The 12,794-nt window shown below is 59.1% G+C and carries 12 protein-coding genes; 4 read left to right on the top strand and 8 right to left on the bottom strand.

Annotated features, from left to right (window positions below; translation table 11 throughout):
* The first annotated feature begins 280 nt into the window (after window positions 1-280).
* Both RRH01S_RS05870 and RRH01S_RS05865 read left to right on the top strand, forming a co-directional pair.
* Complete coding sequence (locus tag RRH01S_RS05870; RefSeq protein WP_042470475.1) at window positions 281-1,534, top strand: GGDEF domain-containing protein; 1,254 nt, start codon at window positions 281-283, stop codon at window positions 1,532-1,534.
* Between the two features lie 41 nt (window positions 1,535-1,575).
* Window positions 1,576-2,820 carry a cytochrome P450 gene (locus RRH01S_RS05865; RefSeq protein ID WP_007692712.1) on the top strand — a complete coding sequence of 415 codons (1,245 nt, stop codon included), beginning with the start codon at window positions 1,576-1,578 and terminating at the stop codon, window positions 2,818-2,820.
* A gap of 118 nt (window positions 2,821-2,938) precedes the next feature.
* Here RRH01S_RS05865 and pstB read toward each other — a convergent pair whose 3' ends face one another.
* From pstB to RRH01S_RS05825, 8 genes are all read right to left on the bottom strand, one after another.
* Window positions 2,939-3,697 carry a phosphate ABC transporter ATP-binding protein PstB gene (gene pstB, locus RRH01S_RS05860; RefSeq protein ID WP_034519485.1) on the bottom strand — a complete coding sequence of 253 codons (759 nt, stop codon included), beginning with the start codon at window positions 3,695-3,697 and terminating at the stop codon, window positions 2,939-2,941.
* 104 nt (window positions 3,698-3,801) lie between these two features.
* Window positions 3,802-4,653 (bottom strand): phosphate ABC transporter permease PstA, encoded by an 852-nt coding sequence (pstA, locus tag RRH01S_RS05855; RefSeq protein ID WP_007692714.1) that lies wholly within the window; start codon window positions 4,651-4,653, stop codon window positions 3,802-3,804.
* 11 nt (window positions 4,654-4,664) lie between these two features.
* On the bottom strand, window positions 4,665-5,636 hold the full coding sequence (gene pstC, locus RRH01S_RS05850) for a phosphate ABC transporter permease subunit PstC (protein ID WP_007692716.1): 972 nt from the start codon (window positions 5,634-5,636) through the stop codon (window positions 4,665-4,667).
* A 75-nt stretch (window positions 5,637-5,711) separates the two neighbouring features.
* On the bottom strand, window positions 5,712-6,683 hold the full coding sequence (pstS, locus tag RRH01S_RS05845) for a phosphate ABC transporter substrate-binding protein PstS (protein WP_229202600.1): 972 nt from the start codon (window positions 6,681-6,683) through the stop codon (window positions 5,712-5,714).
* A gap of 336 nt (window positions 6,684-7,019) precedes the next feature.
* A complete protein-coding gene (locus RRH01S_RS05840) occupies window positions 7,020-7,364 on the bottom strand; it encodes a cupin domain-containing protein (protein ID WP_007692718.1) in 345 nt (114 codons plus the stop codon).
* A gap of 93 nt (window positions 7,365-7,457) precedes the next feature.
* Window positions 7,458-8,525: a D-alanine--D-alanine ligase family protein gene (locus tag RRH01S_RS05835; protein ID WP_007692719.1), complete on the bottom strand. Its 1,068-nt coding sequence runs from the start codon at window positions 8,523-8,525 to the stop codon at window positions 7,458-7,460.
* A 109-nt stretch (window positions 8,526-8,634) separates the two neighbouring features.
* Complete coding sequence (locus tag RRH01S_RS05830; RefSeq protein WP_007692720.1) at window positions 8,635-9,918, bottom strand: O-acetylhomoserine aminocarboxypropyltransferase; 1,284 nt, start codon at window positions 9,916-9,918, stop codon at window positions 8,635-8,637.
* A 171-nt stretch (window positions 9,919-10,089) separates the two neighbouring features.
* Complete coding sequence (locus tag RRH01S_RS05825) at window positions 10,090-10,518, bottom strand: CoA-binding protein (RefSeq protein WP_007692721.1); 429 nt, start codon at window positions 10,516-10,518, stop codon at window positions 10,090-10,092.
* 113 nt (window positions 10,519-10,631) lie between these two features.
* Between RRH01S_RS05825 and RRH01S_RS05820 the strand changes: the two genes are divergently transcribed.
* Together RRH01S_RS05820 and RRH01S_RS05815 are read left to right on the top strand one after the other, a co-directional pair.
* A complete protein-coding gene (locus tag RRH01S_RS05820; protein WP_007692722.1) occupies window positions 10,632-10,958 on the top strand; it encodes a hypothetical protein in 327 nt (108 codons plus the stop codon).
* Window positions 10,959-11,863: 905 nt separating this feature from the next.
* The gene (locus RRH01S_RS05815) at window positions 11,864-12,700 is read left to right on the top strand and encodes an EamA family transporter (RefSeq protein ID WP_042470275.1); all 837 of its coding nucleotides are present in this window, start codon (window positions 11,864-11,866) and stop codon (window positions 12,698-12,700) included.
* The last annotated feature ends 94 nt before the right edge of the window (window positions 12,701-12,794 follow it).

Below are 12,794 nucleotides of genomic sequence, written 5' to 3'. Positions count from 1 at the left end.
CCAAAAAGGCCTAATGCTCATTAGATGTTGAAGAAGCGTTTCCAACCGCCGATGCCAATAGATCCGATGACGTGATACGCGTACTCCACCACATTTCCCAACCAAAAGGTGAAGGAAGGGTGAAATCCAGGCGATGTTGGCACAGCGCCTGCCACAAGCGCAGCTAAAATTTACCAAGCGGCTCAAGAAACTCATCATCTTACTCGGCGACGATTGCAAGCGTTGCCCTGTCCCCTTACGCCGTCGCTATCCGCGCCGCGGAAAGGGAGAAACGCCGACCGTGCTCAATATCACCACGGGACTGACCATCTGGTGCTCGGAAGCGATCACGCTCGCTGCCGTGCTTTTTCTCGCCTGGCGGCACAATCGCCAGATGCCGGCCTATCTGATGTGGGCGCTGGGCTTCGCCTTCAGCGCCGTCGGGTTCGGTCTCGTGGCGGCGCGTGGCCTCATTCCGGATCCACTGTCGATCGAATTCGGCAATGGGATCGCTCTCCTCGGCGAGAGCGCCTGGATCGCTGGGTTTCACCGGATGGACAAGCGCAAGCTCCAGTGGTCGTCGCTGCTGCCACCGGCGATCTGGATCGCCGGCATCGGGCTGCCATGGATCCATGAGAGCTATGCCAACCGAGTCTTCCTGTATGACCTGGCGGGCGCTGTCGGTGCGATGCTGATGGCTCGCGCAGTGCGCCCGGCGGAAGGCCGGCGCGAGGCAACACGCGGTCTGCTTGGTCTCGTGTTGATGGCTCTCGCCTGCGCCTGCCTCATCTCCTCCATGTCGATGATACTTCTCAGACCGAGCTTCGAAGAGGCGTTGATCTATCGCGGCTATTCCGCCCTTGGATATGCGTTGCTGATCACTACGGCCATTGCGCTCAGCGGCCGGTTGCTGATGGAGCGCGCCGAGCGGCACTGGCGAACGATTTCGATCACGGACATGCTGACGGGCGTCCTGAACCGGCGCGGCCTGCAGGATTATTTGCCCCTTGTCGTCAAAAAGGCAGCAAGGGGTTCGCACAAGATTGCCGTGCTGCTGTTCGATCTCGACCACTTCAAGGCGATCAACGATCGTTATGGCCATCAGACCGGCGACACCGTGCTTGCCGAATTTGCCCGCATCGGTCGGCAGTTCATACCCGAAAGCGGCGCATTCGGCCGCATGGGCGGCGAGGAATTCATCGCCTTCATCCCAGTCGCCGATCAGGCCGAGGCCGAGGCGATCGCCGAGACGGTCCGTGCGGAAGTCTGCCGTGCGCCGCTGCTTGCCGGCCAATCGTTCGTATCGGCGACGGTCAGCGTCGGGCTGGCGATCATGCCCTGCGGCAGCGCTAATTGGGACCGGCTCGTTTCCGCCGCCGATCGGGCGCTTTATGCCGCCAAACGCGCGGGCCGCAACTGCACCGTCGTCTTCGGCGAGGCGGAAGCGTCGACGGCGACCGACATGCCGCCGGATCCGAACGGCGGCGAACTGGTGCCGACGCTCGACGACCAGATTCATGCGCTCCGTCGTCTCGGTACGCTCGCCCAGATGTAACGGTCTTTTCCCATTCGATTTATTCCGATAATCCTCTCGTCATGACCATATCTTCCGTCTTCTCCATCGATCCCGTCTCGCGCCGCCTCTCCCTCAACGGCCGCGATCCCGCTTTCTACAGCAACCCGAACGCGGTCTACGCCGCCTTGCATGCCGAATGTCCCACATTCTATTGGGAAGAGCAGAGGCGATGGTATTTCATCGGCTACGACCATGTGAACGGGCTGCTGCGCGACCGCCGCTTCGGCCGGCAGATCCTGCATATCGCCAACCGCGAAGAGCTCGGCATGCCCGCGCCGCTGCCACACCTGAAAAATTTCGATCTCTCCGAACAACATTCTCTGCTCGAAATCGAGCCACCGGAACACACGCGACTTCGCACCCTCGTCAACCGCGCCTTCGTCTCCCGCCATGTCGAGAAAATGAAGCCGGAGCTGGCTGAGCTGGCCAATCGGCTGATCGATAAATTCGAGAAGAACGGCGAAGTGGAGCTGCTCTCGGCCTTTGCCGATATCATCCCCGTCACCATGATCGCGCGGATGATCGGTATCCCGGAGGAGATGGGGCCACAACTCTTGAAGTGGTCGCATGCCTATGTCCGCATGTACATGTTCGGCCGCACGCGCGAGGATGAGGACGCAGCGGATCAGGCGGCGAAGGAATTCTCCGACTATGTGAAATCCGTCATCCGCGAACGCCGCGCCAATCCGCGCGACGATCTCCTGACGCATATGATCACTACCGAGCATAAGAGCCAGTATCTGACCGAGGACGAGCTGGTGTCGACGACGATCGTGCTGCTGAACGCCGGGCACGAGGCGACCGTGCATCAGATCGGCAATTCCGTCCGCGTCATCCTCGAAAGCGGCTATGCGCCATCGGCACTTTTCAAGGACGAGGCAACGACCGAGCGCACCGTGGAAGAGACGCTGCGCATCTGCGCGCCGGTGCATATCTTCGACCGCTGGTGCCTGGAGCCGACGGAAATAGACGGCGTCTCCTTCCAGCGCGGCGACAAGGTGGCGATGATTCTCGCCGCCGCCAATCTGGACCCCAAGAAATTCTCCGATCCCCTCACCTTCAAGCCCGACCGCAATGAAGCGCCGAACCTCTCCTTCGGGGCCGGCATCCATTTCTGCATAGGCGCGCCGCTGGCTCGACTGGAGCTGAACGTGGTGCTGCCGATCCTGTTCGAGCGCCTGCCCGGCCTGAAGCTTCAGAAGACGCCCGAGGTCAAGGACGTCTATCACTTCCACGGCCTCGACAAGCTCGAACTGAGCTGGTGAGCTTGGCGGGCGCGAGCCTGTCGGTTCGCTCGATCATGCCCCAAAACGAAAAATGGCGCGCCAAGCGGGCGCGCCATCGCAAAATTGCCGGCAGCGGGCGATACCCGCTTTTGTCGTATCAGCCGTAACGGCCGGTGATGTAGTCTTCCGTGCGCTTCACCTTCGGCGCCTGGAAGATCTGCTCGGTCGGGCCGTATTCGATCAGATCGCCCAGATACATGAAGGCGGTGCTGTCGGAGATGCGGCTTGCCTGCTGCATGTTGTGCGTCACGATGACGATGGTGAACTCGCCCTTCAGCTGAGATACCAGCTCCTCGATCTTGGCGGTCGAGATCGGGTCAAGCGCCGAGGTCGGCTCGTCGAGGAGCAGGACTTCCGGACGCAAGGCGATGGCACGGGCGATGCAGAGGCGCTGCTGCTGACCGCCGGAAAGGCCAAGTCCGCTCTGGTGCAGCTTTTCCTTCACTTCGCTCCATAAGGCTGTTTCCGTCAGCGCCGCTTCGACGCGGGCGTCCATTTCCGCCTTGGAAATCTTCTCGTAGAGCCGGATGCCGAAAGCGACGTTTTCATAGATCGACATCGGGAACGGCGTGGGCTTCTGGAACACCATGCCGACCTTGGCGCGCAAATCGTTCAGATCGACGTCCTTGGCAAGAATATTGCGACCGTCCAGCAGGATCTCACCCCCAACCGTCTGACCCGGATAGAGATCATACATCCGGTTGAACGTGCGCAGCAGCGTGGACTTACCGCAACCCGAAGGGCCGATGAAGGCGGTAACCGCATTTTTGCGAATGTTCATATTCACACCCTTCAGAACGCGATGGCCGTTCTGATAGGTGAAATCGAGGTTCTTCACCTCAAGTTTCGCGATCATGCCGAGATCCGACTGAGAAACGGCGTCCTTCCCCGGCTGTGCGTTGACGCTCTGGAAATTGTTGTCGCTCATGTTCATGGTCTCATTCCTATCGTTCGGCGGCGTCATTGGCGGCGTCCACTCAAGACACGGGCAAGGATGTTGAGGGCGAGGATGGCAACGGTGATGATCAGCGCGCCGGCCCAGGCCAGTTGTTTGAGATCCTCGCCTGCATCGGCGGCGAGCGTATTGATGGCAACCGGCAGCGTGGCGATTGGACCGGTCAGGCCTGCATTCATGAATTTGCTGTAACCGGCCGTGAAGAGGAGCGGCGCAGTTTCACCGCTGATACGGGCTATGGCCAGCAGGATGCCGGTGAGGATGCCTGTCCAGGCGGACCGGTAGATCACCATCGTCATGGACTTCCAGCGCGGCGCGCCGAGCGCAGCGGTCGCCTCACGAAGCTCGTTTGGCACTAGCAACAGCATATCCTGCGTCGTGCGGTTGACGACCGGAAGGGCGATCAGCGCCAGCGCGAGGATGCCGGCGAAGGCAGAGTTGCCGTGCATGGGCACGACCACGGCGCCGTAGACAAACACGCCGATGATGATCGAGGGTGCGGACAGCAGGATGTCGTTCAGGAACTTGGCGGCCTCGGCAAGCTTGGTGCCGTTGGCATACTCCACCAGATAGGTGGCGGCGAGAATGCCGATCGGCGCGGCGATCAGGATGGCGCAGCCCGTGACCAGTACTGTTCCGTAGATTGCGTTGATCAGGCCACCGCGCGAACCCTGGGCCGGGATCGACATGGTGAACACGTCAAGGCTGAGCGCCGATACACCGCGATAAACCAGGGTTCCAAGGATCACGCTGAGAAAGAATATGCCGAGAATGGCCGCGATGAGGCACAAGACCATCATCACCCGGTTCTTCCCATAACGCCTCGAGACGAGGTTCTGACGAATTGCATTGTCCATGGGTTTATTCCTCAAAGCGCGTTGCCGCGACCGATCATCCACCTCGCCACCGCAAGCACGCAGAAGGAAAGGACGAACAGGAGCAGGCCGAGCGCAATCAGGCTCGACAATTGCAGACCGTCGGCGTCGCCGAAGTTGTTCGCGATCTGGGCGGAAATGGTGGTGGACGGCGAGATGATCGACGATTGCAGACGGCTGACCGAACCTATGACGAACGTGACGGCCATGGTTTCGCCAAGCGCGCGGCCGAGGCCGAGCATGATGCCGCCGACGAGGCCGCGACGTGTATAGGGGATCAGGATGTGGCGGGCCACTTCCCATGTGGTCATGCCCGTGCCGTAAGCGGATTCACGCAGCATCGGCGGCACGGTGCTGAACACGTCGCGGGAGATCGCGGTGATGAACGGCAGGATCATGATGGCCAGCACGAGGCTTGCCGTCAACAGGCCGACGCCCGGCGCCGGCGGCTGGAACAGCAGGCCGATCACCGGCACCTGGCCGATCGTCATCATAAGGAAGGGCAGGATATAGGTCTGCATCAGCGGCACGAGAATGAAGAGGCCGACGATGCCGTAGATAATGGAGGGAATACCGGCCAGAAGCTCGATGGCCGTACTGATCGGACGTCGCAGGCTGCCGGGGCAAAGTTCCGTGAGGAAGATGGCGATGCCGATGCCCAGGGGAACGGCGATCAGCATGGCGATGAGCGAACTCACCAGCGTACCGACCACGGCAGGGACAGCACCATAAATATCGGCGGGAGCGCTCCACTTCGTGCCCCAGAGGAACGAAAACCCGAAGGCCTGGAAGGTTGGCAAGGCATCGATGATGAGAACCACGATGATTGCCAGCAGCAGAAGCACGACAAGAGCAGCCGAGCCAAACGTCATAAAATAGAAAATTCGATCCTGTATCCGGAATTTTCTGGTGACGGCGCTGGTATCCAGTGCCTGGAAGCCAGCCGTCTGAGTCGCGTCAGCCATCGATTTCCCCTTGTCCTGTCACGAAAGGCGGACAGGGCCGTGCCCTGTCCGCCGTAACTTCTCAGCTAGCACAAATTACTTCGCGCCAAAGTCCTTCGTCCAGGACTTCTCGACAACCGCGGCAACACTCTCCGGGATCGCAAGATAGGACAGGGCGGTCGCGTCCTTCTGTCCGTGCTCATAGGACCACTTGAAGAATTTCAGCGCTTCTTCGTTGAGAGCAGGATCGGCCGGCTTCTTGTAGAGCAGAACCCAGGTCGAAGCTGCAATCGGCCAGCTCTGATCGCCCGGCTGATTGGTGATGATGAGGTTGAAGTTCTTGGCGTTGGCCCAATCGGCGTTGGAAGCAGCAGCCTTGAATGTCTCGAGGCTCGGCTCGATAACCTTGCCGGCAGCATTCTTCATCTTCGCGAAACCAATGTGGTTGGCGATGACGTAGGAATATTCAACGTAGGAGATCGAACCAGCTGTCTGGTTGACAGTGGTGGAAACGCCTTCGGAACCCTTGGCGCCGAAGCCGACCGGCCATTCAACCGCCGTGTTCGAACCAACCTTTTCCTTCCACTCCGGCGAAACCTTCGCCAGGTAGTCGGTGAAGTTGAAGGTCGTGCCCGAGCTGTCGGCGCGATAAACGACGGAGATCGGCGTGGAAGGCAGCTTGACGTCGGGGTTGAGGGCCTTGATGGCCGCATCGTCCCACTTGGCGATCTTGCCGAGGAAGATGTCGGACAGCGTCTTGCCGTCGAGAACGAGTTCGCCCGGCTTTACGCCTTCAACATTATAGGAAACGACGATGCCGCCGGAGATCATCGGGAACTGGGCAATGCCGTTCTTCTCGAGGTCAGCGTCGCTCATCGGCTTGTCCGAAGCGCCGAATACGATGGTCTTGTCGAGGAGCTGCTTGATGCCGGCGCCCGAACCGACAGACTGGTAGTTGACGACATTGTTCGTCGCAGCCTTGTAGCCTTCAGCCCACTTGGACAGAACCGGCGCGATGAAGCTCGAGCCAGCGCCTGTGATGTCGGCAGCCGAGGCCGAAACGGACATGGCAGCGATGAAGCCTGCCGTCAGGCAAAGCGAACGAAATTTCTGGTTCAGCATGTTAGACTCACTTCCTCAAGTGATGAAAGGATGGCGAGCAGGAGTCCGGCGCGGGGTGTCCCATCGGTTGGTAACGCCCACCTGAATCTCCTGGCGACAGTGATGCGTCTAAAGGCGCAGTGTTTCAGTTTGATGACAGTTTGGTGAAAGCCCGGTGACACAACCTGTGGCAATGGAAATGGTTATCGCGCGGACGGCACGGCAAAGACCGGCGCGCAATCGAAGCGGCACCGGTCTTCATGTTTTGATTCAACTGGCTTTGCGGCAAAATCCAAGGCGCCGTCAGAGACGGATCACATAGTCCTTGCGAGTCGTTTCAATGACTTCCCACGTCCCCTTGAAGCCGGGCTTTAGGATCATCCGGTCACCGGCGCGCAGGTGAAAAGTCTCGCCATTCTCGGCGGTTACCACCGAATGACCGGAGAGGATGTGGAAATATTCCCACTCGTCATAGACGATCTTCCATTTGCCGGGCGTCGCTTCCCAGATGCCCGCATAGAGCCCGCCATCGGCCTCCTCGGCATTCCAGGTGCGGAATTCCGGTGCTCCGGAAATGATGCGATCGTCGGCCGGTGCACCCGTTTCCGGCTCGATGCCGTCGGTATCCAATCGTAAATATGTTGTCATAAATCCCTCATGACGATCTGGAAACACTCGGTCGTAGTGCACCGCATTCGGTTGGCTTCGCGACGTTCAGGAACACCAGGCCTGAAGACCTGGCTATCGACCGCCTCTTGCAAGCCCGTGTTCGATTAGCCGGTCGACGAGCGCCGGATAGGAAATCCCCGTCGCTTCCATGGCCTTCGGGTACATGCTGATATTGGTGAAGCCCGGCATCGTATTGACCTCGTTCACCACCATGCTCATGTCCGGCCTCACGAAGAAATCGACGCGCGCGAGACCTTCGCAGCCCAATGCGCGAAACGCGTCCAGCGAGAGCTCGCGGAGATGCTGGGTGAGATCGGCAGGCAATTGTGCCGGAACGCTGGTTATGGCGCCATCCTCATCGATATACTTTGCGTCATAGGTATAGAAGCTGTGGTCCTGGCCGGTGACGATCTCGCCGGGCAGGGAAACGAACAGCGTGCCATCGGTCTGCTCCAGGACGGCGCATTCGATTTCGCGCGCCTTGACGAACTCTTCTATGAGCACCTTGTCGTCATGCTTGAACGCCTCGATGAGCGCCGCGCGAAATTCCTCGGCGTTCGCCGCCTTGCTGACGCCGACGGAAGAGCCCTGTCGCACCGGCTTGACGAAAACGGGCGAGCCCAAGGCACTCGCTGCCTCCTCAAACGATAGAGTATCGCCAGGTCTCACGGTGATCGAACGGGCGACCGGCAGGCCGGCGTCGCGCAGCAGGCGCTTGGCGATATCCTTGTCGATGGCGGTTGCCGATCCCAGGATGCCGCAGCCGACCAACGGAACGCCGACCATTCGGGCGAGGCCCTGGATGGAGCCATCCTCGCCATAGAGACCGTGCAGAACCGGGAACAGGATGTCTATCGCCGGCAGCTCGCGCGGTCCGGTCGGGTCGCCGACAGCGAGAATCCGGCCCTTACCACCCGGCAGCAGGCAAACTTCGCTCCCCGCATAAACGACCGGGTCCGGCAGCGCTCCCCCTTCCAAAGCGGTCAGCAGCCACTGTCCATCGCGGCGGATGACAATCGGCACGATCTCGTATTTGTCGACATCGATTGCTTTAATGACGTTGCGGGCGGACATGAGGGAAACATCGTGTTCAGAGGACTGTCCGCCGAAGAGGACCGCTACGCGCAATCTTGAGGTCATAGTTTTCTGGTGCTCACCGTTTCAATTCGTCGCTAAAGTTGTAGCGGACCAATTGTAACGAAATTGAGATCTCCTGGAGGCCGTGAACCGAGAAAGTAGTTGTAGCCCGTCAAACCTTCGCCAGGGCCTGCTCCAGGTCGGCGATGATGTCCTTGACGTCCTCGATGCCGATCGACAGGCGCACCACATCGGGGCCGGCGCCGGCGCCAATCCTCTGTTCGTCGGTGAGCTGCTTGTGCGTCGTCGAGGCCGGATGGATCACCAGCGAGCGGGTGTCGCCGATATTGGCGAGATGGGAGAACAGTTCCAGAGCCTCCACGAAGCCCTTGCCTGCCTCATAACCGCCCTTCAGGCCGAAGGTAAAGACGGAGCCCGCCCCCTTTGGCGAATAGCGCTGCTGCAACGCGTGGTTCGGGTGATCCTCGAGGCCGGCATAATTTACCCAGGCCACCTTGTCGTGCCCCTTCAGCCAGCGGGCGACGGCAATCGCATTGTCGGAATGGCGCTGCATGCGCAGCGGCAGCGTCTCGATGCCGGTCAGGATCAGGAAGGCGTTGAAGGGTGAAATGGCGGGGCCGAGATCGCGAAGGCCAAGGACGCGGCAGGCGATGGCGAAGGCGAAATTGCCGAAGGTCGCGTGCAGCACGATGCCGTTATATTCCGGCCGCGGCGTTGACAGCATCGGATAGTTGCCCGAGGCGGACCAGTCGAAGGTGCCGCCATCGATGATCACGCCGCCCATGGAGTTGCCGTGACCGCCGATGAATTTGGTCAGCGAATGCACGACGATATCGGCGCCATGCTCCAGTGGCCGGATGAGATAGGGACTGGCCAGGGTATTGTCGACGATCAGCGGCAGGCCGTGCTTGCGGGCAATGGCGGCAATGGCCGCGATATCGACGAAGGTGCCGCCGGGATTTGCGAGACTTTCGATGAAGATGGCGCGGGTGCGTCCGTCGATCTGCGCCTCGAAGGTGGCGGGATCATCGCTGTCGGCCCAGCGTACATGCCAATCGAAATTCTGGAAGGAATGGCCGAACTGATTGATCGAGCCGCCATAGAGACGCTTGGCCGCGACGAAATTATCGCCCGGCTGCATGATGGCGTGGAAGACAAGCAACTGGGCGGCGTGGCCGGAGGCAACCGCAAGGCCCGCCGTGCCGCCTTCGAGAGCCGCCACCCTCTCCTCCAGCACCGCCTGGGTCGGGTTCATGATGCGGGTATAGATATTGCCGAACTGCTGCAACCCGAAGAGTGCAGCGGCATGATCCGCATCCTGAAAGACGAAGGAGGTCGTCTGGTAGATCGGCGTCGTGCGGGCACCCGTCGTCGGGTCCGGCTGCGCACCCGCATGGATCGCCAGTGTGTCGAAACCTGGATTGTTCGTCGCCATGCCTTTTCCTCCCGTCGAGATTGTTATTGCAGCAACGGGATCATAGCGCCCGGGATCTGAAAGGTAACCGCGAAGTTTTCCAAGCTCTTCCTCTTACAGGAAAAACTTGCTCTCTTTCGGTGATACCGCGCGACAAACGGCCAACGGTCGCGGTCGAGCGCTATGCCTCAGTCAGGCGACCAGCCGTGGATATTCGATTGCCGGGCAGCGGTCCATGATGACCTTGACGCCGGCAGCTTCCGCTCTCGCTGCAGCAGCATCGTCCCGCACGCCAAGCTGACCCCAGATGACGGGCGGGCGCGGCTCGATCATGATCGTCTCCTCGACCACCGTTCTCAGATATTCCGGGGCGCGAAAGACATCGACCATGTCGACCGGCTCCGGAATATCGGACAGATGGCCGAAAACCCATTGACCGAGGATCTCCTTGCCGGCCTGTCCGGGATTGACCGGAATGACGCGATAGCCCCGCGCCATCAGATAGGCCATGACGCCGTTGCTCGGGCGCTCGGGATTGGGCGATGCGCCGACGAGCGCGATGGTCCGCACGGATAGAAGAATATCGGCGATATAGGAATCGTCATAACGGTCGTGGTTCATCACGGAGCCTCCCTATTCGATCACACTTGTGTTTTGTCACAAATCCAGAAGCCAAAGCTTCGCTTTTGGATGTATATATAAGAATTATAACAGTTTCAGGGAGGATTGCCTCGATGAAAAAATTCATCCTGCTAAGCCTGCTGATCGCCTCGGCCGCCACGCCGGCTCTGGCGATATCACGCTATAACGCCATGTCTTTCACCTGTGCCGAGGCCAGGGCGGTCATCAACCGTGAGCGAGCCGTCATCATGCGCTATCCGTCCACGAGGGTGCGCAACATGACGCTCTACGATCGCTACGTCTCGGACAGCAATGCCTGCAATGCCGGTTACTATGCCTACCAGGACTACATGCCGACCAAAGACCGGGCCAATTGCCCCGTCTATACTTGCCGACCGTCAAGCGACTTCGACGACGACGATATTCTCTTTCGGCGCTGACGAGATTGGCATCGTCGCCGGATCAATCACGGCCCGATAAGCATCTGATCGCTCCGGGCCTTTCTCCATTTTCGAATACGTCCCCCGGATTCGAATCGGAGCCGCCATTATCTATCGTCAGGCCGCCGTTGGTGGCCGTTGCAACGCAAAATAGTTTCTGGCGCATAGATTTTGCGGTTATTGCCCAAAGCGCTTTCAGTCACGCTCCCCGCAGATGGCGGGTTGCGTTCTCATGAAATGCAACTTTTGTTCACCGTTCATTCAGAGGATAATTAGCAAGAACTCATGATGCATGAGGAAATGAGAACTGATTGCGAACGGCCGATATATGCCACCACATGAATTTCTCAGAGAAAAAGACCGTGGTTAAAAATCACTTATTCCGAAATAAATATTACTTTTTATTGTCTCTGTTGGGAATGTTAGTCGATTTTCCCAGAAAAAGCTAGAGTTGCGCCGATTAGGCATTGTTCTTGAATTTTGCGGCCCCCGCTTTCGCTGACCACCCTTCATGCTGCGCTATACTTGTCCCGCTTCGTCTGACGGATGACCGAACGGAGCGGCATGGTCCAATTAGTTAACCTACTCCTCTCCCATATTTTCACAGCGCTTTGGGAACTTATCGACAAAAGCTGCCACAATGCGTTCACTCGACATCCGATTTTTGTTCTCGCTTCATACTCACATGCATTAGAAACGCCTTATAGTTGTAAGCCGGAAATGGAACGGACAGGAAACGAGAAGACCCGTATATTTCCGTGGGTCTGAAATACGGTGATACGGCCGCAACGTTCCACAAACAGCTCGTCTGTTGCTTTTTGATGCATTGAGGATCAAATGACGGCGCGATAACCACAAATTATCAAGTTTTTTGCCCGCCATAGCCTATTTCCCCCGAGGTTTCCGTGTCTCTTGACGTCATCGCTCTCGTCCTTCTCGGTGCCATGCTGCACGCGACCTGGAATGCGATCATCAAGGCCGGCAACGATAAATCGCTGGATGCGGCTCTGGTCGCAGCCGGCGGCGCAATCACCGCCCTGCCCTTCCTGTCGTTTCTGCCGTTGCCCGCCTCGGCCGCCTGGCCCTTCATCGGCGCGTCGGCGATCCTGCAATTCGCCTATTTCCAACTGGTGGCCGCCGCCTATCGCGCCGGTGATATCGGCCTCGTCTACCCGCTGATGCGCGGCGTTGCGCCGATGATCATCGCGGCGACCAGCGGCTTCATCCTTAAGGAGAGCCTGTCGGGTGGAGCCATCCTCGGCATCATGACCATCTGCGCGGGCATCATGACGCTGGCCTTCGAGGCACGGAAGGGCGGCCGGACAGCCATCAAGCTCGCGCTTTCCAATTCCGTGGTGATCGCCACCTATACCTATGTCGACGGCATCGGGGCACGGCTATCGGGCAATTCCATATCCTATACGCTGTGGATGGCGCTGCTACCGCCCGTGCTGCTGTTCACCTGGGCGATCTCGCAGCGCGGAGTGAATGCCGTGGCCGCTCATGTCCGCTACAACTGGTGGCGCGGCCTGATCGGCGGCGCCGGTTCCATCGCATCCTACGGCCTGGCGCTATGGGCCATGACGAAGGCGCCCGTCGCCACCGTCGCGGCATTGCGCGAAACCTCGATCCTGTTCGCGCTGGTGATTTCCGTGGTCATTCTGAAGGAGCGATCCAGCATTTGGCGCTACATTGCCGGCGCGATTATTGCCGCGGGCGTTCTGATTCTGAAGCTGGTTTGACGTCGAAAAGTATGTGGTATATAAATACCGTACGATTAATATGCTGATTTTTCTAGGTAATTTTTACAAGCGTCGAAATCCGTCATATTGACCT

The sequence above is a fragment of the Rhizobium rhizogenes NBRC 13257 genome, assembly GCF_000696095.1.
GTDB classification, from domain to species: domain Bacteria; phylum Pseudomonadota; class Alphaproteobacteria; order Rhizobiales; family Rhizobiaceae; genus Rhizobium; species Rhizobium rhizogenes.
This window is presented reverse-complemented; position numbering and strand designations above follow the sequence as displayed.